Source organism: Vibrio neptunius (assembly GCA_019339365.1).
Taxonomy (GTDB): Bacteria; Pseudomonadota; Gammaproteobacteria; order Enterobacterales; family Vibrionaceae; genus Vibrio; species Vibrio neptunius.
In genome coordinates, this window is sequence record CP079860.1 from 336,524 (window position 1) to 356,931 (window position 20,408).

General features: G+C 45.9%; 21 protein-coding genes and 1 pseudogene. 14 read left to right on the plus strand and 8 right to left on the minus strand.

All coding sequences use genetic code 11. The features are described 5' to 3' along the window. Window positions 1-3: 3 nt before the first annotated feature. The 11 genes from KW548_18220 (at window position 4) to KW548_18270 (ending at window position 5,945) form a co-directional block, all read left to right on the plus strand. On the plus strand, window positions 4-411 hold the full coding sequence (locus tag KW548_18220; GenBank protein QXX09032.1) for a VOC family protein: 408 nt from the start codon (window positions 4-6) through the stop codon (window positions 409-411). Between the two features lie 68 nt (window positions 412-479). Further along, window positions 480-1,457, plus strand: a complete 978-nt coding sequence (locus tag KW548_18225) for a D-2-hydroxyacid dehydrogenase family protein (protein QXX09033.1) — start codon at window positions 480-482, stop codon at window positions 1,455-1,457. Further along, a complete protein-coding gene (locus tag KW548_18230; GenBank protein QXX09034.1) occupies window positions 1,457-1,984 on the plus strand; it encodes an O-acetyl-ADP-ribose deacetylase in 528 nt (175 codons plus the stop codon). Before KW548_18225 ends, KW548_18230 begins: the two co-directional genes overlap by 1 nt. Further along, complete coding sequence (locus tag KW548_18235; protein ID QXX09035.1) at window positions 1,981-2,277, plus strand: Dabb family protein; 297 nt, start codon at window positions 1,981-1,983, stop codon at window positions 2,275-2,277. Before KW548_18230 ends, KW548_18235 begins: the two co-directional genes overlap by 4 nt. A 4-nt stretch (window positions 2,278-2,281) precedes the next feature. Next, on the plus strand, window positions 2,282-2,596 hold the full coding sequence (locus KW548_18240) for a cupin domain-containing protein (GenBank protein QXX09036.1): 315 nt from the start codon (window positions 2,282-2,284) through the stop codon (window positions 2,594-2,596). A gap of 2 nt (window positions 2,597-2,598) precedes the next feature. Continuing rightward, complete coding sequence (locus KW548_18245; protein QXX09037.1) at window positions 2,599-2,853, plus strand: Rho-binding antiterminator; 255 nt, start codon at window positions 2,599-2,601, stop codon at window positions 2,851-2,853. A 72-nt stretch (window positions 2,854-2,925) separates the two neighbouring features. Continuing rightward, complete coding sequence (locus KW548_18250) at window positions 2,926-3,177, plus strand: DUF2999 domain-containing protein (GenBank protein QXX09038.1); 252 nt, start codon at window positions 2,926-2,928, stop codon at window positions 3,175-3,177. A 564-nt stretch (window positions 3,178-3,741) separates the two neighbouring features. Continuing rightward, window positions 3,742-4,389 carry a linear amide C-N hydrolase gene (locus KW548_18255; GenBank protein QXX09039.1) on the plus strand — a complete coding sequence of 216 codons (648 nt, stop codon included), beginning with the start codon at window positions 3,742-3,744 and terminating at the stop codon, window positions 4,387-4,389. Window positions 4,390-4,421: 32 nt separating this feature from the next. Continuing rightward, window positions 4,422-4,853, plus strand: a complete 432-nt coding sequence (locus KW548_18260; protein ID QXX09040.1) for a hypothetical protein — start codon at window positions 4,422-4,424, stop codon at window positions 4,851-4,853. 274 nt (window positions 4,854-5,127) lie between these two features. After that, window positions 5,128-5,541, plus strand: a complete 414-nt coding sequence (locus tag KW548_18265; protein QXX09041.1) for a hypothetical protein — start codon at window positions 5,128-5,130, stop codon at window positions 5,539-5,541. 41 nt (window positions 5,542-5,582) lie between these two features. Further along, window positions 5,583-5,945 carry an AraC family transcriptional regulator gene (locus KW548_18270; protein QXX09042.1) on the plus strand — a complete coding sequence of 121 codons (363 nt, stop codon included), beginning with the start codon at window positions 5,583-5,585 and terminating at the stop codon, window positions 5,943-5,945. A gap of 28 nt (window positions 5,946-5,973) precedes the next feature. Here KW548_18270 and KW548_18275 read toward each other — a convergent pair whose 3' ends face one another. Beyond that, window positions 5,974-7,299, minus strand: coding sequence for an MATE family efflux transporter (locus KW548_18275; protein ID QXX09043.1), 1,326 nt, complete (start codon window positions 7,297-7,299; stop codon window positions 5,974-5,976). Between the two features lie 315 nt (window positions 7,300-7,614). On the opposite strand from KW548_18275, the gene KW548_18280 reads away from it, so the two are divergent. Further along, window positions 7,615-8,574 (plus strand): transposase, encoded by a 960-nt coding sequence (locus tag KW548_18280; GenBank protein ID QXX09044.1) that lies wholly within the window; start codon window positions 7,615-7,617, stop codon window positions 8,572-8,574. 439 nt (window positions 8,575-9,013) lie between these two features. Here KW548_18280 and KW548_18285 read toward each other — a convergent pair whose 3' ends face one another. From KW548_18285 to KW548_18315, 7 genes and pseudogenes are all read right to left on the minus strand, one after another. Next, window positions 9,014-9,529, minus strand: coding sequence for a CAP domain-containing protein (locus KW548_18285; GenBank protein QXX09045.1), 516 nt, complete (start codon window positions 9,527-9,529; stop codon window positions 9,014-9,016). Between the two features lie 343 nt (window positions 9,530-9,872). Next, complete coding sequence (locus KW548_18290; GenBank protein ID QXX09046.1) at window positions 9,873-10,334, minus strand: hypothetical protein; 462 nt, start codon at window positions 10,332-10,334, stop codon at window positions 9,873-9,875. Further along, window positions 10,315-10,652: pseudogene (locus KW548_18295) on the minus strand (hypothetical protein). Before KW548_18295 ends, KW548_18290 begins: the two are co-directional and overlap by 20 nt. 633 nt (window positions 10,653-11,285) lie before the next feature. Then, the gene (locus KW548_18300; GenBank protein QXX09047.1) at window positions 11,286-12,029 is read right to left on the minus strand and encodes a hypothetical protein; all 744 of its coding nucleotides are present in this window, start codon (window positions 12,027-12,029) and stop codon (window positions 11,286-11,288) included. A 125-nt stretch (window positions 12,030-12,154) separates the two neighbouring features. Then, window positions 12,155-12,907, minus strand: coding sequence for a hypothetical protein (locus KW548_18305; GenBank protein QXX09048.1), 753 nt, complete (start codon window positions 12,905-12,907; stop codon window positions 12,155-12,157). Window positions 12,908-13,030: 123 nt separating this feature from the next. Further along, window positions 13,031-13,762 (minus strand): hypothetical protein, encoded by a 732-nt coding sequence (locus KW548_18310; GenBank protein ID QXX09049.1) that lies wholly within the window; start codon window positions 13,760-13,762, stop codon window positions 13,031-13,033. 75 nt (window positions 13,763-13,837) lie between these two features. Continuing rightward, complete coding sequence (locus KW548_18315) at window positions 13,838-18,091, minus strand: LysM peptidoglycan-binding domain-containing protein (protein ID QXX09050.1); 4,254 nt, start codon at window positions 18,089-18,091, stop codon at window positions 13,838-13,840. A gap of 577 nt (window positions 18,092-18,668) precedes the next feature. On the opposite strand from KW548_18315, the gene KW548_18320 reads away from it, so the two are divergent. Together KW548_18320 and KW548_18325 are read left to right on the plus strand one after the other, a co-directional pair. Beyond that, window positions 18,669-19,280: a DUF1007 family protein gene (locus KW548_18320; GenBank protein ID QXX09456.1), complete on the plus strand. Its 612-nt coding sequence runs from the start codon at window positions 18,669-18,671 to the stop codon at window positions 19,278-19,280. Window positions 19,281-19,299: 19 nt separating this feature from the next. Continuing rightward, window positions 19,300-20,388 (plus strand): nickel/cobalt transporter, encoded by a 1,089-nt coding sequence (locus KW548_18325; protein QXX09051.1) that lies wholly within the window; start codon window positions 19,300-19,302, stop codon window positions 20,386-20,388. The last annotated feature ends 20 nt before the right edge of the window (window positions 20,389-20,408 follow it).

Below are 20,408 nucleotides of genomic sequence, written 5' to 3' on the forward strand. Positions count from 1 at the left end.
ATTATGATTGAAGTAAAAGGACTTGATCATATCGTTCTGCGAACAGGCAACATCCAAGCTATGCTCCACTTCTATCGAGACATACTACACTGCCCTATCGAACGGGAGCTTCCAGAGCTGGGCTTGACACAGCTTCGCGCAGGCGACGCCCTTATAGACTTGGTTGTCGTCGACAGTGAGCTAGGCAAATTAGGAGGCAAAGCGCCCAGTCAGAATGGCCGCAATGTCGATCACTTCTGTCTTCAAATCGTTCCGTTAGAAGAAAACGCTCTGCTCAACTATCTCGATCAATCCGGCCTCATCTATGAACCCTTTGCAGAACGCTACGGTGCTCAAGGCTTTGGTCGCTCAATATATATTCATGATCCAGAAGGAAATGTGGTCGAGCTCAAAGCGCAAACATTGACCTAACACTATCGCTACATTTCTTCGATCATCTCTTTTAATGTATGCATCTCATTGGTTAAAAGGACTGTACTGTGCGTATTGCAATATTGGATGACTATCAAGATCAAGTTCGTCACTTAGACTGTTATAAAAAACTGAATGGCCATGAGGTCACTGTTTTTTCTGGCATCCCTTCAAACGAGAATCAATTGATCGAACAGCTACAACCGTTTGAGATATTGGTGCTGATTCGAGAACGCACCATCATCACACCCAATCTACTTAAAAACCTACCAAACCTAAAACTCATCAGCCAGACAGGAAAAATCAGCAATCACCTTAATCTAACGGATTGCGATCAACATCAGGTGGCCGTTGCCGAAGGCATTGGTTCCCCTATTGCTCCGTCTGAGTTGTGTTGGGCATTAATTATGGCAGCCAGCCGCCATATTCCTGCATACCTAGAACGGTTCAAACAAGGACAGTGGCAGCAATCCGGTCAACCTAGATTGGGGAAAACTCTCAATGGACAAACCCTAGGCATTTGGGGTTTTGGTAAAATCGGACAACGCATTGCTAAATACGCTGAAGCGTTCGGAATGCAGGTGATAATCTGGGGTAGTGAATCCTCCAGACAAAATGCTCTAGAGATGGGTTACCAAGCCGCAAGCAGTCGAGAAACGTTTTTTGAACATTGCGATGTGATTTCACTGCACCTGAGACTTAACGATGCAACACGCCACATTGTCACTCAGAAAGATCTAGACGCAATGAAGCCGGATTCGTTGCTGGTTAACATCAGTCGGGCTGAGCTCATTGAGCCAGATGCGCTCTATCAAACACTGGCTAAGGCTCCAACCAAACAAGCCGCCGTGGATGTTTTTGACTATGAGCCCGCCGCAAAAGACAACGAACCTCTACTGAGTTTACCCAACGTAGTTGCAACACCACATTTAGGCTACGTAGAGCAAGGCAGTTATGAGCTCTACTTTCAACACGCCTTTGACAACATCCTCTCCTTCGCGAAAGGTGACTATAGCAATATCGCTAACGCCTATATTCTGGAGTAATGGTCATGATCACGCTCATTAACGGAGATATCACACAAGCTAAAGTAGATGCTATCGTCAATGCGGCTAACCCGAAGATGCTGGGTGGCGGAGGCGTCGATGGTGCAATCCATAGAGCGGCAGGTTCAGATCTCCTGAAAGCCTGTCAGCAAGTAAAAGCCGTTGATGGTGTGCGCTGTCCTTCAGGCCAAGCAAGAATAACCACCGCAGGTAAACTAAGAGCAAAACATGTTATTCATGCTGTCGGCCCTATTTATCATCAAGTTGCTAATCCAGAGCAAATATTGCAATCTGCCTATCGGGAATCACTCAAACTAGCACTCGCTCATCAGTGCCTAAGCATTGCCTTACCAGCAATTTCTTGCGGCGTTTATGGTTATCCATTACAGGAAGCCGCAGAGATTGCGTTAACGGTATGCACAGAGAGCGAATTTGCTCAGCTGGACATTCAGTTTTACCTTTTTGGTGAAGAAATGATGACCATCTGGCAACACGTTCAGACGACACTCATTCAGGAACAATCATGATCAGACATATTCTACTTATTCAATTTAAACCGAATGCTTCATCACAGCAGATTGACGCCCTAAAAGCTTCATTTTTATCTATGCCGGACAAGGTTGGTGGGGTCGAAAGCGTAGAATGGGGCCTCAATGACAGCCCAGAAGGGAAAAATAAGCACTATACCCATAGTGTAATGATGACGTTTGCTGATGAAGCAGGTCGCGACCGTTACCTCCCCCACCCAGAACATGATGCTTTAAAAGAGATCTTCAGACCAATCCTCGAAGACATTGTAGTGTTTGATTACACGGTATAACGCGATGAACCTTTTACAATCCATTCCCGAAGATTTATCACAGGAAGTGTTTGAAGACTTACTCTCTGGACGTCATTTTCGTCTAGAGCGTATCGTCTCAAAGGGGCAATGTTCAGAACCTGATTTTTGGTATGATCAGGACGAACATGAATGGGTCTTGTTGCTGGCGGGGGGCGCCCGCCTTCAGTACCAATCCGGCGAAGAAATCGAGTTAAAAACAGGTGACCATATCCAGATTCCGGCCCATACTAAGCATAGAGTCAGCTACACCACGCCAGATGAAGAAACCATCTGGCTAGCGATATTTTACGAGGACTGAGTATGATATCTTGTAACCAATACGATTACATCGAGATAGCTTGCCTCTACCATATCCCTGTACGTCTGGTTGTAGAGTCAGGTCAAATCGTAGAGGGAAAAGCCAAAACCACCCGTTACGATGAGCATCGCAGAGAATCGATTGTCATCGATTCTTCAGCAGGCGAGGTGCATGTGCCAACGGAAAGCTTGGTATCCATGACCGCTTTGGTCGAAAACCCTCATTTCAATGAAATATTCTTCACTCAAGTCGGCTAGCGTTAGTACAACCTTAGCTGGCTTAATGTTAGACTGGGTACCTATTTCATTTAGTGGTTAAAAGGTAATTCGATGAACCCCATTCTAGAGACGTTGAAAGAGAACAACATCAGCGACGAGCAAATCAACGAGCTGTTTCAAACGTTGACACAGAATCCTCTAGCAGCCATGGCAACCATCAGCCAACTTGGTCTACCACAAGAGAAGCTACAACTTCTTATGGGCCAAGTAATGCAAAACCCAGCGCTAATCAAAGAAGCCGTTGAAGAGCTTGGCCTAGACTTTTCCAAAGTCGAAGAAGCAAAATCCAAGTTACAGCAATAAGCAAAAATCTGCGTAAAGCCGCCAGTCTTATGTCTGGCGGTTTTTTATATCCGGTGTGGTATTTGACTGATGCAGATTCAATATTGACTCGTATCCTGCCTAGATAGACTGTTCAGTGATTTGCAGATGGCGGCAAGGAAGAGCACAAGGTAATAGGAACAAACGCCTCTAGAGCAGGAGCTTGGCTGGGTTGGTAGACACGGCATCTAATTTAGATGCCGCTGGTCACTTTACGATATGAGTTACCCAGAAGTGCCACTTTCGAGCGAAGAAGCCATAAGCAGCAATCTACTTATAGTGTGTGTCCCTAATTTTGCCCTTACTGTCCATATCTTCATCTTAACCTGTTGATTACTCGTTGAATGAATATAAAACTTAATGCATAATTCCAGCGCGTAAATGATACAAATTCAATAACCAAACATTATACGTCTTCTAAAAAGTGGAAAGCTGAAGATAGCCAGACACAAAACCACTCTATCTGCCTTTGGCACATTCTTGGTCTTTTACTTGCGGCTTCTAGCAATTCACAGATAAAAACTTCTCTTTTGGAATATTTAGATTATGAATCAACAATTATTAGCGCTCACCTTAACTGCAACAACAATGGGAACCATTTCTAGCGCAGCAGAGGCTTGTACGCGAGCTTTATACCACTCAGACGCGTTAGATACGACAATGGTCACACGCTCTATGGATTGGGAAGGATACGATCAAGCTGTTGTTCGCGGTATCCCAAGAGGGACTGTCCTTGATACACGCGCACCAAAAGTATACGGGGTTGACCTCAACAAATCAGGGGTTGCCAACCAAGCTTACAAGTCAAAATATGCCATGATTGAAATTGCAAGCTTCGACGCAGAGTTTGTCACCGAAGCCATCAACGAGCATGGTGTGCTTGGTCAGATTCATTATCTCAATACCGACTGGCAAGAAGAAAAAGCGTTAGAAAAAGGCAATACAAACATCGATGGTCAGCAATTTGTTCAATACGTTGTTGCGAATGCAAAAAACCTTGATGAAGTGCAGTCTATTATCAAAAACACCAATATACGCGACCAAAAACTTGGTGGTGTACCTGGACTGTATGATGCGAATGCAGCTGTAGACCGTTTCCTTGCTCACTTCATTTTTGCTGATAATTCTGGTGAGACCATCCTTGTTGAAATGGTCAATGGCGAAAAAGATTTTATCGAGGAGCTGGTTCCTTAGACGTCATCTCTAACAACCCAACCTTCGACACTATGGCGGAAATCGACAAAGAGCTAATGGGTGAGAAGCGCTTCCCAACGGCGTCGATTAACTCTTTGGATCGTCGTCACCGAGCTCAATATGCACTGGAGGAAGTTAAAGCGTATGAAGAACGTTTTGGTATCCGCGACAATAAACAACTAGGCAATATTATTGAAGGTGTTGCTCATGAAATGCGTAGCGGCTATACAAAGTGGGACGTAGCGTATGATATGAACTTCCCGACTCTATGGGTTTCTCAAGTAGACTTAAAGAACAAAACACTTAAGTTAGACCGTTGGGACACTGATCAAATTGAGCAATACGACTTCGCAATGTTTGATGTTAATGGTAAAAAAGTGGTTGAGCTAGGTCGCAACCCAAACGGACCAGAAACCCAGCCTTGCACTAACATTAATAAAAGCCAACCATTCTGCGCAAAATAATATTGGCGACACCATACTAAACAAGGCCTCAAGCATTTGAAAACGGGCTTCTTAACAAGGTTATAGGTCCCCTTTTCATTGAACAGCACATAGTATTCACGGTAGTACATAGGGCGGCACTTTCGAGTTAGAAGGTGCCGCAGGTAAAAATTCAGCTTGTTAAGGTCGTGCACAACGCCAAGTCCGCTACGCTGAATAAGACAAACTTGATCTATAACCTCTATTATAAGGTAAAATCGGCTAATACTATGGTACATAGCCGAAGGAATCATTGATGCAGCACACCCACAATGTTGAAATCGAACACTTGGTTGGTGTCTCTTTTGACGGGCATAATCAGACAGCTCACCACCCAGAACATCGCTTGGCATTGCTAACCAAAGGTGTTGTCGAGATGGTCTATGGTTCCAATTTAAAAGTTGTTGCTCCTGCTATCGTCATCATTCCTCCTGGTGTACCCCACAAAGCCTTAAGGGCCGAAAACATTGATATGTATTTAGTGTCTTTTTGCATTGGCTGTTTAGGGGTGGATGCAGAAAGCTTATTGATGCAGCCTTTTCAGCAAGTGACCGCTGGGGCCTTACCTAACGTTCCGGTAGACCAAGAGCGACTGCCTTTTTTGATTCGAATTCTAGAAGCTTTAGGCGATGAAAGTCAGCAATCAAGTGTTGAATCCCCCACTTGTTGAGCTCCTATCTCTCAATCATCTTAGGTGATGTATACCGAGGGATGAGCTTTAAACACAGCCAAAAACCCATCAGTCAATTAGCATCAGAGTCACTGAAATTCATTCATCAGAATTGCCACAATGCAATTTCACTGAAAGAAGTGGCAGCGGCAGTGCACCGCGTATCTTCTCATGTGGCAACCATAGTAAAAAAAGAAACTGGCTTTACGGTTGGAGAATGGATCTGTCAGGCCAGAATACAGAAAGCGTCCTATCGGTTGACTCACAGCTCACTCTCTGTTCAGACCATTGCCACCGAGTTAGATTGGAAAGATGTTACGCATTTTATCCGCCAATTCAAAAAGGTGACAGGGCAAACCCCTGCTCAGTGGCGAAAAAAGCAAGCCACAAATTCCAATCACTGAAAGCACAATTCGATAGTTTATGTAACCACTACACTAACTGCTCTTCCTTCTTAAAATAGAGCAAAGGAAGCGTTAACAAAAAGGCGATGAATTCGGCCAATGGCATCGCCAGCCACACTCCTACCAAACCAAAGATGTCTGGTAACACCATTAAAAAAAACGCGACTAAAACCATGCCACGAATTAACGCTAAGTTAGTTGCTACCTTTACTTTTTCGACTGATTGAAAGTAGGCTCCGAATATCAAGTTTGCTCCCATAAACGCGGTAGCAGGGTAGAACAACAAAAGAGCTTGAATCGCTAATTGGACCTCTTTAGGGTTCACAACATTGAATAGAGTGACGAGCTGCTCAGCGAACAAATAGATGAGGACATAAGCTAATACACCTATCACAAAGACGAATTTCAGTGAAAAGTTGAGTAGCGCTTCGATGCGATGATGATTTTTTGCTCCATGATTAAAACCAAACACTGGTTGTACCGAGAAAGCTGCGCCAACAAGAAACTTCATCACAAAAAATAGCGTGAAATTAACGGTTGCCAATGCCGCACCGGCTTCACTTCCTCCATGTGAAATTGCAGCTTTGTTCAGCATTGCGAAAGCCAAAGCGCCCGAAATTTCTGAGATGAAAATAGGAAAGCCTAGACCTATCACTCGCTTTTGTTCGCGGTCGCGTATCTTAAATGCATAGTTTTTAAATGAAAGATGCTTTTCACCGAGGTAGAAATGATAAGCCATATAAATAACAGCAAGCGCTTGAGAGATACCCGTAGCAATAGCAGCACCCTTTATTCCCCACTCTAAAACAAGGACGAACAGGAGATCGAGCAAGACGTTCAAAAGACTGGATACAATGTTTGCATTACGTGAAATATGGGGAGATTTGTCATTATTAACAAAGAAGCTAAAACTAAACCGGAGGAAAAGCGTAGGCAAAAATAACGTCCAGTATATTAAGTATTCTTTTAAGTATGGTTGGATATCAGCACTGGCACCAAGTAGGCCAACCCATGTATCTGTAAACACCAGCAATACACAAGCTAACGCAACAGAAACCAATAAAGAAATGCTACAACTGTAGTGAAAAACACGATTGGCGACCGCAGATTGGTTTTCTCCCAGTTTAATTGCAATAACCATGCTGCTACCTACGCCAATTAACATAGCAAGCGAGATTGCAACAAACAAAAGTGGAAAACTCATACTTATACCAGCTAATGCCATGGTACCCACGCCATACCCAACAATGATGCCATCAGCCAGTTGGTAAGCTGCCATGGTGAGCATTCCCGTTAATGTTGGCCAGTATAATTTGAAAAATAAGCGTTTTATCGGATCGTGTCCAAAGTCCATATCGTCCTCTCTTATCGGTAACAATTTAGACAGACACTTTAACTTTCTACACGCAGCACCAGCAGAGCTACAATTCATTAAACATCGGCTTATATTCAGTTTTCACTCCAAAAGGTCGGGAGGAATTCGAAGAATTCGGCACATGAATTCGGGTGAATTCGGGCGTGAATTCGGGGACACACACCAAACACATGAATTCGGGGACACACACCAAAAGGACTAAATAAGTATGATTTCCCCCTTTTCGAGGGACTGATTACAAACTCTGGTTTGAATGATTGCTAACTTCTTATTGTTCGACAAGGAGACACATTGATGACAACTGCGCGCAAGCAACTTATCTCTATTGAAGCCACATCCTATTATCACTGCGTTTCTCGGTGTGTGAGGCGCAGCTTTTTATGTGGTGAAGACCCACAAACCCTAGTGAGTTATGAGCATCGCCGAGAGTGGATTGTCAACAAAATGCACTCGCTTGCTGAGCTCTACTGCATCGATATTTGTGCTTACGCCATCATGAGTAATCACTACCACTTAGTCGTCAATATCAATCGAGAGAGAGCCTTGGGCTTATCACATCATCAGGTTGTTGAGCGCTGGGGGATGGCGCATAAGTTACCCCCTATTGTTCAGCGCTGGCTTGATGGCCAGCTTACTCACCCAATGGAACAGGAAAAATGTATCGAGATCATTGAACGTTGGCGAGGACGTCTGTGGGATTTAAGCTGGTATATGAAGGAGCTTAACTACGATATTTCTTGCAAAGCGAACAAAGAAGATAGCTGCACTGGGCATTTCTGGGAAAGTCGATTTAAAAGCCAAGCTTTGCTTGATGAAAAAGCCCTTGCCGCTGCGATGGCGTACGTAGACCTCAATCCTATTCGAGCAGGCATTGCCACTAAACCCGAAGACTCAGAATTCACTTCCATCAAAGCTCGAATCGACGCCTTAAACCAACAGCAATCTACAGCCCCTTGCCTTCATCCATTTATCGGTCACGAGAGCCACTTAAAAAGAGACGGCATTCCTTTTCGATTGATGGATTATCTTGAATTAGTCGACTGGACAGCCCGTCAAATTCGGCCCAACAAAGCATCGATGAATACCAGCCTGCCCCCGATATTAGATAGGCTTGGAGGAGACAGCAATAACTGGCTCAAGGTGTGTACTCAATTGGAGAAATTTCACGTCACGGCGGTAGGCAGTCAAGCCAAGGCTATCATCGCCAAAGCAGCGCTGAATAAGAAAAAGCTTCATTTACTCACCTTTGAGTAAGCGTTACTCGAAAGCTTTTAGATATTCCCCCACAGCTTGATAGCTGACATGGCGTTGAAATAAACGTAGCGATATTCAATAAAATACCTTCCTCAAGTCCAAGTCGGCGACAATATTCCTCTATAACTCTCAAGATGGTTTGGAGAACTTAGCTTTCGATTTATTGGTATTGGTGTGAGCTTTGTTGGTGTGTGTCCCACATTTTCGACATTTTCGTGTCCCAAATTTTCATCATAATAAACAACACCTTCTGGTGAACACCTTCTGGTGTGTGTCCTGAATTTATAGTGTGTGTCCCACATTTTGTAGGGATCATGATAAAATCAGGGGATCCCTCAGTATTAAAGTGATTACGATATTTGGTGCCCAAGTTGTAACAAAGTTGATCATAACTTATTCTCGGGCCACCATATTCGGTACTTAGAGTTGCATGTAATTATTATCGACTGGGCGTGGCAAAGACCTGGGTCCAATAGAAATGGTATCTTGCTGATGAGTTTTCCACCAATGAAGCGCCCATTTGCTCAAAATTAGCGTTCATTATGCTGCGGCAGTGGCCTCTGCTAGACATCCATGATCTCATTACCGCTTCAATAGAACGCTGCCCCCCTGCTACATTCTCACCAGCACGGCGCCATGTATAACCAGTTTGGTTGATCCTATCGATAAAGGAGCTGCCATCAGATCCCGTGTGACTGACAAAATCATTATTAGCCATATCACTTGAGTGCCTCTCTGCAGCGCGTTCTAACCGATAATCCCAGGTAAGTGGTTTAACCGCAGGCATCCTTGTCGAACCACATCGTTGTGGGCGTGACCGTGCCTCATTCACAGCAGCCAGCATTTGTTCGGCAAACGTTACGGTTGAATTTGATTGCTCAGTATGAGAAGCCAGCGCTTGACCATACCCAGCCAAAAACAGTATTGGAATGATTACTCGTGTTCTGTATGACATGTTTCTTATCCTTGTTAAGCATCGAATCATATAACAAGTGCAAAACGTTACTTTTAAACAGAGGTAAGTATAAGAAAGCAACAAATTTCCAAGGAGGAGTAAGCTGCTTGACGATTTACACTTATTTCGCAATTACTGCTCATCATTTCTTCGTAGTGAAAGTCGTTTATTATCATTTCAGAGTATGAAGTGGCTATTCATATGGCAAAAAAAGGCTGGGTGATATTTGAATAGGGTATAAAAAAAAGCGAGTGAGATCGCTCATCTTTGACAAATTTAAGCAATAAGCAAGATTGTTTTTGGTAGCTTTCGACGTTTTCTCTCCTCACTATATGATCCAGCTCTATAACGAGTTATTGGCTTGTCTCTTAAATTCTTCGTACGCTTGCAAGGTATCGAAGTTGGTCGAGAATACGCTCAACTTGGCTAGCCGATCGGCATTGTCTAGAAACTCGGCGTCTATATACTGCTTTTGGCTCTGTAATACATCGTTTTCTCGCAATGAAAGGTAGATGTCTAGTAACTCTCTATTTCCTGTATTAATATAAACAAGGAAAGATTGATACAAATACTCCTTGTCGGCTTCTGCTATGCATTGCTGAAAAGCACGATGTTTTAGCGTTAATAGCATCGTTTTGATAACCGCTTCAGACTGACTCTCAAGCCATTTATCACGCATATTCCCCTTTATCGGCTCAGTGGCAGAACACGTGGAAAACATAGCGTTTAGGTTGTCGTATGAGGTTTGCACGCCTGCTAACGCGCTCGAAGATAGCAGGAGTAAACTAATTGCGAGTCGCATCATATACACATTTCCAAAAATTTGTTCTTTACCGCTGGAGGTCAATCTCGCCTTGTCAGCAATACGATTAACTAGCTCTTTTGTTACAAAGTGACTACTCGCCATCGCTTGACCGAATTTTTCCCAATCGTGCTCATAAATCGTTTTTAATCTTTTCCCAGCACTCATACGCCCAGAGAAAATTTGTACAAATTGTGATGATGCAACCGATGTGGCCAGCAAGTTACCAAGCGCCACTTTTGATTCGATTTAATTCAAATGGTTTTGCATATTGCGGCTGATAACCATGTCATCAATTTTACAATAAGATAGAACGCCCATACTTTTTCTCGTTAATTAAAAATATTAAATGTACAGAAAAATTAACAATCCAAGGTCGTATTTTTCAATATTTATAACAAAGACCATACTTTAAGTCTTTATTGATGATAGTTTTAATTATAACTAACCCTTCCGGTGCGTTATGAGATTTTGTATCAGTGTCGAGAGCTCGCCCAATTCTAATTTGGGGGTAGTGTCAGGTCAATACCATCAAGTACGATTTTGGTGACAGGCATCAGAGATATAGTAAATTCAGAGTAAATTCAGAGAGTAAATTCAGGACACACCAAGAGAAAACACTTTTGGTGTGTGTCCTGAATTTACTGTTTTTCAATGGGCAGGTAACAAACCATACAGGTTTGGAGGAGGTGGTTCGCCCTAAGCCTTTTAGTCGGCTAGTGCGGATATGCCCCATTGTGTTTCAAGCACAGGCTCCAAGCCCGGGCAACACTGCTGTTTTGGCTTAAATTTGATGTCTGAAAAACGATTTATTGGTGTGCGATTTATTGGTGTGTGTCCTAAATATAAAAAAACGATTTATTGGTGTGCGATTTATTGGTGTGTGTCCTAAATATAAAATTAAAATGGTGTGTGTCCTAAATATAAAATGCAGTTTAGGAAACCTGTAAATGCTTACTCTTCCTCGACAACAGTAATAAAGGGGGCTAAGTGTTTTACGATTTTAGCTTGCTCCTCATGGGAGGCGGCATAACTTAAAAAGTAAAAGTTTCGTTTGAAGTTGTACAGATCTCTTGCTTTCTCATCATCACCGTAATCCATTTCGATCATTGGTGACATATGCCATTGAACAAGGTTGTTTTTATATTGGATGGCTGCAATGTAAAACTCATAGTTAAGTAGAGAGTTAAACGGCAACACTCGCTGCCTAGGTCTATTGACTACCCCAGCCATTTTAAACGACATTAACAGCCCGGCGCCGGCGCCAACAAACATCATCGGCCCGACCAGCACCACACCGATAAGCGAAATAGCAATACCGGCATAGCCAGAGTAACGTAGGGCGGCAAAGCAGGCGTCAGGGACGAGAGTCAGCTCGGTGACTATCATCCCTTTTTCGGTTAAGGTTACTGTTTGCTGTGTATCTGGGTTACCAGCGTAATATAAGTACGACAGTATACCGGCAGTCAAACATAAAATAATGACAGCGAGCGTCCAGAGGCCATCAGATACAGCACACCACACAAGCCATAAAGAACCTGCCCCAAACAACGACCATAAAGAAATTGTCCAGTAATCAGTAGCAGGAACTATCACCTCTTCAAATTGATAGACCACCTTGGCATCTTGTACCGCTTGAAGCTGGGCTTGTCGATACTCTGGGGTTAGCTCCGGTAACGAGTCTACAGACACATACATCAGTTAGGCACCTCCACTTGTACCTGATAGCTGTTACTTCGTGTTTAGCACGCACTCTCTAGCTCGCCAAACCCAATTACACCGCCAGCAAACACAGGCTTGCTGTTTAGAAAGCCTGTAAATACTTACTCTTCCTCGACAACAGTAATAAAGGGGGCTAAGTGTTTTACGATTTTAGCTTGCTCCTCATGGGAGGCGGCATAACTTAAAAAGTAAAAGTTTCGTTGAGTGTGATAGGGGTCTTCTTCACCGTCCTCATAACTATCAGTATCATCCATTTCGATCATTGGAGACATATGCCACTGAACAAGTCCATGTTTATATTTTATGGCAGGTGCAATAAAAAATTTGTAATTAAGCATAGAGTTAAATGGCAATACTCGCTGCCGAGGTCTATTGACTACACCAGCCATTTTAAACGACATTAATAGCCCAGCACCGGCGCCAACAAACATCATCGGCCCGACCAGCACCACACCAATAAGCGAAATAGCAATACCGGCATAGCCAGAGTAACGTAAGGCGGCAAAGCAGGCATCAGGGACGAGAGTCAGGTCTGTGACTATCATCCCTTTTTCGGTTAGGGTTACTGTTTGCTGTGTATCTGGGTTACCAGCGTAATATAAGTACGACAGTATACCGGCAGTCAAACATAAAATAATGACAGCGAGCGTCCAGAGGCCATCAGATACAGCACACCACACAAGCCATAAAGAACCTGCCCCAAACAACGACCATAAAGAAATTGTCCAGTAATCAGTAGCAGGAACTATCACCTCTTCAAATTGATAGACCACCTTGGCCTCTTGTACCGCTTGAATCTGGGCTTGTCGATACTCTGGGGTTAGCTCCGGTAACGAGTCTACAGACACATCCATTAGTTAGGCACCTCCACTTGTACCTGATAGCTGTTACTTCGTGTTTAGCGCACTCTCTAGCTCGCCGAACCCAATTACACCGCCAGCAAACACAGGCTTGCAGTTTAGGAAACCTGTGAATGCTTATTCTTCCTCGACAACAGTAATAAAGGGGGCTAGGTGTTTTACGATTTGAGCTTGCTCCTCGTGGGAGGCGGCATAACTTGACAAGTAAAAGTTTACATTGGCGTTATAAAGGTCTTCTTCACTGTCATCGTCATTATCATCCATTTCGATCATTGGTAACATATGCCAATGAACAAGGTTGTTTTTATATTGGATGCCTGCAATGTAGAATTGATAGTTAAGCAAAGAATTAAACGGCAACACTCGCTGCCGAGGTCTATTGACTACTCCGGCCATTTTAAACGACATTAATAGCCCAGCGCCGGCGCCAACAAACATCATCGGCCCGACCAGCACCACACCAATAATCGAAATAGCAATACCGACATAGCCAGAGTAACGTAAGGCGGCAAAGCAGGCGTCAGGGACGAGAGTCAGGTCTGTGACTATCATCCCTTTTTCGGTTAGGGTTACTGTTTGCTGTGTATCTGGGTTGCCAGCGTAATATAAGTAGCTAGCCAAAGCAAAAGCAAGCAAGGTAAAAACCGTCATTCCAAGCCACCCTAATAGGGTACCTAACCACAAAATAAAGCCCACTAACACTAGCCATAGTAAGATTGCCCCATAATCGGTAGGCGGCACTTTTACTACTTCAAATTGATAGACTACCTTGGCATCTTGTACCGCTTGCTGCTGGGCTTGTCGATACTCTGGGGTTAGCTCCGGTAACGAGTCTACAGATACATACATCAGTTAGGCACCTCCACTTGTACCTGATAGGTTTTAATTTGTGAGAGCATAAGGCTATTCCTCTTTACCTTGGTTTTAGGCTGGTTCACCCACACTAGGCTCTGTTTGGGTTGGCATTGGCGGCATACGCAGTTGGGCCTGATGGGTTGGCATCAGTGATAGCTTTGACTCCGCTAGCTCTACCATAGGTCTGTACTTGCCGTTACCATCCACGACCTCCGCTAAGGATTGCGCTTGGTAAACGCTAACCAGTGCATGGCTGTTATCATACGGATTATTGGCATGGCGACCAACAAACACGTTGACCTGCTCTTGCCTGACCGTGCCTTGCCCTTGCGCCACTAGGTGTTGCAGCGGTTTAGGTAAGGGTAAGTGGTAGCGGCACAGTGTAGGCTCATTTTTATCACGTGTCACTTTGCCACTGAATAAGGTGTGAGTGGTCAGGCTTTGATAATCCGATGGTTTAAAGCCAGTCTCGATACACAAGCTTACCACTTCATTGTCATAAGCGTTAGGCAGGAGAATAGTGATCTCCTTTGTAAAGTTGACAGTCACGCTATTTGGCGAATCCGCTCTATCAATCTCGCGTTTAGTGGTACGAAACATGATTGACGGCTGGTTAATCAGGGTTAATAAATCGTGGTACTCATCTGCGGCGCTGCGGCTAAGGTCAGGCTCTTTGCCCCATATTGAATGGCGCAGCCAGGTTTCCAACTCGGTTCTTTTGGTCAGCAGCAGGAGCACGGTTACCACTGCATAGAGAGCCGCGCCCCAGAAGTTAAGGGCTAACATCCAACCATTGAGCACGCTACCAATAGCAAGGGCTCCAAAACGACTTCTCAGCGAGTTATAGATCAAGCCGCCCCAACTTATAGTCTGCATTCCGAGAGCACCCGCTTTGCCAATCAATAACGCTCTTTCTAACGAGTTTTTTGATTCAGAGATATCTTCGGCGACTTGCCAACCTTCAAGCCCTGCGGCGATCACCCCAGCAACTCCGGCAATCAGCGAGTGAGCTAGGTAGCGCTGAGCGTTGAGAATACCTGCACTTTTGACGCCTTGAACACTGCCAGTTTTGAGCGACTTGAGCGAATTATCCATTATAAGGGACTTGCCTTGGATCTTACTTAACGATAGCCCTTTTACCACCGCACCCGTGTTATTAATAAACCACGCGACACTGTAAGTCACGGTCATTTGTTGTTTGCGCGTATCCGGGTAAGGGGCCGACTTTTCCATCTCTTGCAAGGTTTGCATTTGTGAAGCGAAGTTAATCAGGTTTAAGGCCGCGACCACCAAATCCATGCCTCCGATGCGATTAAAGGCACCATTAACCTCGCTTGCGGCGTTACTGAAGGTGTATTTGCTCACGGATTGGCTCTGGTATTCGCTGAACACCGGTGGGATAGATTCCACATAGCGGCTGATCTGTTTGTTTATCTGACGTAACGACTTCGACATTCGGCGATGTTCCGGCGATTCAGCCGGGAGCTTGGACAAGGCTGTATTGGTACTGTGCGCTTCCATTAACAACTGGTGGTAACGGCCATTGGCGGTTTGCATTTTCGCACTCAGGCCCTCATTGAGAAGCACCTTACCACTGCTCATTTGGGCTTGCCCCCACAGCGACATCGCCATGGCGCGGCGCGCCGACAAACCGGGCAGTTTCATCACACGGTTAATGATACGAAAACGCAGCGTTTGCATGCTGCGCACCGCTTTATCCCCTTTATCCGTGACCGCTTGTTTGGCCTGATTGATTTGCCTTTCAAGGGGGATGAGTAGGTTCTTCGTCGCCGTAAACAAGGCCGAATTAGAGTCGCTGAACCCAATCACGTCGTTAAACGCCGAGATGAACCCACTCAGTGGAATACGCGTTTCATTGGTAAAGTCAGAAAAGGTCAGGTCCGTGAACAGTTGATTAGTGGCGACATATATCTCCGACGAGAAGCCGTAAGAGGCCAAGCCTAACAAGTTATCCGGATCGGTGAGCAACTCATCAATGCTGTCGCTCAACTCAGCCACGTGCTGGACACTCAACTCTAAATCATTGAGTACCGCATCCATCAGGGTGCTTAGAACCAGGTGGTGGTCATGCTCGCCGACGTCGAGACCAAAGCGCCGTGGGTCGGTGCCTAAGGCGGCGATGGCCTCTATCACGTGTGGCGCGTCTTGCTTTATCATCGGCACGCAGTGATGAAGGGTACTTAGGTAGCCTTTGTAGAAGGTGTCTAAGTCTGCCCAGTTGACTTGGCGGTGTGCTTTGCGTCGCTCAGCATACTCCTTAAAGCGTGACTCCAGTAGAGCTGGCGCAATACCGTATTCATTCAGTTTGGCTCTAGCTTCTGGGTAGGCGGCGATCACAGGTTGTGCTTCTTGAGCGAGGGCGGCGCCCGCATTACTGACAGTATTGACTTTCTTCAATCGCGCTTGATAGTAGTGGTACTCCAAACAGGTATCTAGGTTTTGCTCGACCTCAACCACCTTGTCTACCGGGATATTGTCTAAGGTGCCCGGTGGTAGTGAAACACGCACCAAGCTCCGAATGGCTTCCGCCACCACAGTTTTTCGCTGCGTGTGGTCGTCTTGCAACAAAGGCAATACCGATTGCGACAGGCGCAGGTGCAGGTCGGTGAAGTCAGCCAAAGGGTCATCCAGAGCGACAAAATGATGAGCGCATAATATCGGCACTTGATACTGGTAGCTGGTAAGGTACGCGGGCTGCAGTGGGGTGATAAGCCCTTGTTCATCAACTTCGATGACCGAGGGTGACGCGCAGGTCCAATAAAACGCGCTTAAGTCTTCATTGCCGACATCGGCCACCTCTTTTGAGATTTTTTCAATCGGCAGGCGGTGCGTTGAGGCGGTGATATCGCGCAGCCACTCTTGTCTCGCTTGTTGGCTCTCTGGAGTATCGCCTGTATAGAAATCTTGCAGGTTTTGTGTCCAGCGCTGGCTCGCATAACCAACAAAATAAGGCCGGTCAGTTTGATAAAGCACATAAGCCTGCGGCTTTTCTGCTACCGCGTTATATCGCGTTTCGGCAAGGTCACCGACAAAACGGTAGAACTCTCCTTTGATTACTTGGTATTCGGCCACAGACCAGGCGTCGGTCTCGGGATCTTGGCTTAGGGCGTAGAGCCAACCATCGCGCAGCTGCCGTAAGGTATAAGGTATTTTGTCTGAGCGCAGCACCCCTCCCGGGAAGAGCTTGGTGTCAGTGATGGGGTTGAGCCCTTTAACCACCTCATCATTGAGGGTGTCTAAGTTTCGGTTGTCGATGGCATAGCGCACCGGAGCCAAAGCGGCATAGGCGCTCTTGTTTGAACTGGCGACCTTCACCACGGGAATCGGTTTCTCACGGGCGATGCGGCCAATCGATAGCAGCCCTTCACTGAGCAGGGCACTGAATGCCGGGTAGCCAACGTCCAGAGCATGGTTGTAAACTCCTACTGGCTCGGTGTAGATGACTGCCCCTTTGTCCAGTGGCGATAATGGCAAGGTTGAATTTAAGTCTTGCAAGGTCTCAAGAGAGACGCCGTGCTGCTGAGCAATCTGCTCTAGGGTTTCCCCTTGAGCCGCCTTATGAGATGCTCGCTGGCTCCCCTCTTCCGTTAAAGGGATGATGGCGTCCATATCGAGCTTGACGCCATGCTCATTTAAAAAGGCCGCGTCTACCGCCGACATGGCTTGGTCATCCATAGCTTTTCGACTAAACAGCAAGTGTTGGTCGGCCACTACCTGCCCCTCTCGCTTCCACAGGGCCAAGACAAAGTCGATGCCAAACTTGGTTGCGGGCTCTGGATTCATGGCCCCCGCTGTGCTCTTCGTGATCAAAAAGTGATACTTAGTTTCCCCTTGGAAGCGGTATTCATGCAGCAGTTCACCATCAATAAAATGGTACAAATAGCCTTCGGTCGGTAGGCCGAGCATTTCGCCACTTTGGATCGCGGGGCGAATCGGCACAAACGCGTATTCGATAATGAGGTTATCTTTGTCTTGAGGTGTGATGTCTGACCAACGGACGTCGGCCTGAAGCGGTGCATTCCATCCGACCCACAATCGTTTGGCTTCTTGCTTTTCTATCGAGAGAATACTGCGAGTATGGGGTCCATTGGCGACATTGAGCCATTGAGAGAGCGGGCCTTCTTGCTCGGTCCTACCTATAAGGCCACCTATATGCGGCTCGACCCCTTTGCTGTACAAACTTTGTTCGCACGCGTATTCGACCGCGTAAGCGAAAGCCGGCTCCTTCTCTTCGATTGGACACATGGCCGGCATCGGGCCAATCGGTTTCTCTTCAATGATAGGCTTGTAGCCCGCACTCATATGAGGTCTTCGTGTTTTAAACAGGTCGGATGGTTTACTCACAATGCCAATACTCTCAATCAAAAGTTGAGAGGCATTTTATGCGATTTGTTGCCCATAATCTGTAGGTAAAACGTCGGAATGTTTAGTGTTTTTATCTAAATTAGTAAACGAAGCGAACTATATGAAACTACGCGCACAACCTATATCGACTTGAGTGGGATATTACTCTTCACGATTGGCCCCTTCCCACGGAAGCAAACATTCCCCCACGAACAAAAATTCACCGCTGTAGAGCTTGACCACGCTCAATGATGAATAAATCAGCTCGGTGTTCGATTTAAGTCTATCCCGTCCCAATTGTGACAATTTATAAAATGTCCCGTATTGAACTTTTCCATTCTTCATGCATCATACGTTATAACATAACAATAAAGCCTATTTCATCAGCATGAATACACTCGAACACATCCTCAAGCAATGGTTGAACCAGATAAAGCCGACCACTGATGTTCACACCACAGTGCGTGGCTTATCCTTGGCCCACTGGGTTTGTTTTCAACTTCCTTGGTGTCGTCAGTGCTGGCTTTTGATCGCCATGATGATGACTGCTTCTGTACAAGCTCACCCCCACTCTTGGATTAACTTGAAGACCGATATTCAAGGCCAAAATGGCATGATCACTGGTTTAAAAATGGAATGGACATTTGACGCTATGACCTCCGCTTACCTGCTGGATGGAAAAGATATGAGCGCTGAAAATCAGCAAGCCTCTTTGCAGGCGGTCTCCGCTTCGGTACTCGACAATATGTTGTATGAGCACTACTTTACCTATTTCTACGATGGCGAAACGCCGATTAAGTACAAAACGGCTCACAATGGCACACTGCGCCGAGAACGGGCAAAACTGGTGCTAAGCTTCGAACTGCCTCTTGCCACACCACACCCGATCACTAGTGACTCGCTGCGCTTGCTGATTTTTGAACCCAGCTATTATGTCGGCATGACGTGGCCATCCTCCAATGACGTGACCTTGTCCGCCGATTTGGCTCAGCACTGTCATCTAGAGCTGATAGAACCGAACCCAACGTCTGAACAAATGAGCTACGCCATGTCTCTCTCTGCGGATGCCGACCCGGACAATGCACTCGGCCAGTTGTTTACCCAGACGGTCAAGATCCACTGTGCCAGCCTTCCTTCCGTTGAATAATGAATGTACGAGTATCGATATGAAAACGCTGATGATTAACACTCAGGCGCGTCAAGAATGCACCTCTTCTCGCCCTTATCAGGCTTGGTTTGTCGCCTTTGCTGTCGCCGCTATACTGGCGACAGGACTTTACCAACTCTGGCTGGCGTGGCCGACACTGGTCGTAAACACACTGCATTGGCAACGGGAGGTCAATACTCAACTGGCAGACTTACTCTATGACGCCAAACAAAATACGATGGTTGCCGGAGGTTATCTGATTGGGTTTAGCTTTTTGTACGGCATGCTGCACTCCCTTGGTCCAGGGCATGGGAAAGTGATTGTGACCACCTATTTAGCCACTCACCCTACTAAGGTGAAAGCCAGCTTGGTGATCACTGTGGTGTCCGCCATGGTTCAAGCTATAGTCGCGATTGGATTGGTCACCGTCTTAGTCTGGGGTTTCAGTGCCTCCATGCGGGTCGTCAACCAGCAAGCTTCGCTGTTTGTCACCATCAGTTTTGGCCTAGTCGCGTTATTCGGTGGTTTAATTCTGTTCAAAGCCGTGAAAAAGATTTATCAGTCGATGCGCAAACCTCAGATTCGCGTTCATTCGGTTAGACCCATAGAGGCACTTTCCTCAGCAAAAACCTCACTGATTGATGGCAGCGCAACCGGCCGACCTTCTCTCAGCCTAGCTCCAAACGTCCATCAGCATGGGCATACTTGTGGGTGTGGTCATAACCATGTCGTTCAGGCCGATGCCATTAATCAGGCTTCTACATGGCGCGAGTACCTTGCCATTATCAGTGCTATTGGCATACGACCTTGCACAGGGGCAATTATGGTGCTGCTTTTTGCCAATGTTGCCAATTTGTATTGGATGGGCGTTGTGAGTGCGATCCTAATGGCAGCGGGCACTGCGTTGACTACCTCTTTGATTGCCATCATGACATTGACGGGTAAACATGTGGTTAAGCGCTACCTGACTAACACCGATAGTAAAAGTAGAGGCTGGGCTCTTGCTGGCGCCTATCTACAACTGTTTGGTGGCTTAATTCTGATGGTGTTTGGTGTGTTGCTGATGGCTGGAGAACATTACGGTGTGTCACCGATGCTTTCGGTATAGCCGTTACTCTCAAAGGGCAC

Bases quoted from the DNA above. Each gene is read 5' to 3' on its own strand.
- KW548_18220 (QXX09032.1), top strand. From the start codon at position 4: ATGATTGAAGTAAAAGGACTTGATCATATCGTTCTGCGAACAGGCAAC.
- KW548_18230 (QXX09034.1), top strand. From the start codon at position 1,457: ATGGTCATGATCACGCTCATTAACGGAGATATCACACAAGCTAAAGTA.
- KW548_18235 (QXX09035.1), top strand. From the start codon at position 1,981: ATGATCAGACATATTCTACTTATTCAATTTAAACCGAATGCTTCATCA.
- KW548_18240 (QXX09036.1), top strand. From the start codon at position 2,282: ATGAACCTTTTACAATCCATTCCCGAAGATTTATCACAGGAAGTGTTT.
- KW548_18245 (QXX09037.1), top strand. From the start codon at position 2,599: ATGATATCTTGTAACCAATACGATTACATCGAGATAGCTTGCCTCTAC.
- KW548_18250 (QXX09038.1), top strand. From the start codon at position 2,926: ATGAACCCCATTCTAGAGACGTTGAAAGAGAACAACATCAGCGACGAG.
- KW548_18255 (QXX09039.1), top strand. From the start codon at position 3,742: ATGAATCAACAATTATTAGCGCTCACCTTAACTGCAACAACAATGGGA.
- KW548_18260 (QXX09040.1), top strand. From the start codon at position 4,422: ATGGCGGAAATCGACAAAGAGCTAATGGGTGAGAAGCGCTTCCCAACG.
- KW548_18265 (QXX09041.1), top strand. From the start codon at position 5,128: ATGCAGCACACCCACAATGTTGAAATCGAACACTTGGTTGGTGTCTCT.
- KW548_18270 (QXX09042.1), top strand. From the start codon at position 5,583: ATGAGCTTTAAACACAGCCAAAAACCCATCAGTCAATTAGCATCAGAG.
- KW548_18275 (QXX09043.1), bottom strand. From the start codon at position 7,299: ATGGACTTTGGACACGATCCGATAAAACGCTTATTTTTCAAATTATAC.
- KW548_18280 (QXX09044.1), top strand. From the start codon at position 7,615: ATGACAACTGCGCGCAAGCAACTTATCTCTATTGAAGCCACATCCTAT.
- KW548_18285 (QXX09045.1), bottom strand. From the start codon at position 9,529: ATGTCATACAGAACACGAGTAATCATTCCAATACTGTTTTTGGCTGGG.
- KW548_18290 (QXX09046.1), bottom strand. From the start codon at position 10,334: ATGATGCGACTCGCAATTAGTTTACTCCTGCTATCTTCGAGCGCGTTA.
- KW548_18300 (QXX09047.1), bottom strand. From the start codon at position 12,029: ATGTATGTGTCTGTAGACTCGTTACCGGAGCTAACCCCAGAGTATCGA.
- KW548_18305 (QXX09048.1), bottom strand. From the start codon at position 12,907: ATGGATGTGTCTGTAGACTCGTTACCGGAGCTAACCCCAGAGTATCGA.
- KW548_18310 (QXX09049.1), bottom strand. From the start codon at position 13,762: ATGTATGTATCTGTAGACTCGTTACCGGAGCTAACCCCAGAGTATCGA.
- KW548_18315 (QXX09050.1), bottom strand. From the start codon at position 18,091: ATGAGTGCGGGCTACAAGCCTATCATTGAAGAGAAACCGATTGGCCCG.
- KW548_18320 (QXX09456.1), top strand. From the start codon at position 18,669: ATGATGATGACTGCTTCTGTACAAGCTCACCCCCACTCTTGGATTAAC.
- KW548_18325 (QXX09051.1), top strand. From the start codon at position 19,300: ATGAAAACGCTGATGATTAACACTCAGGCGCGTCAAGAATGCACCTCT.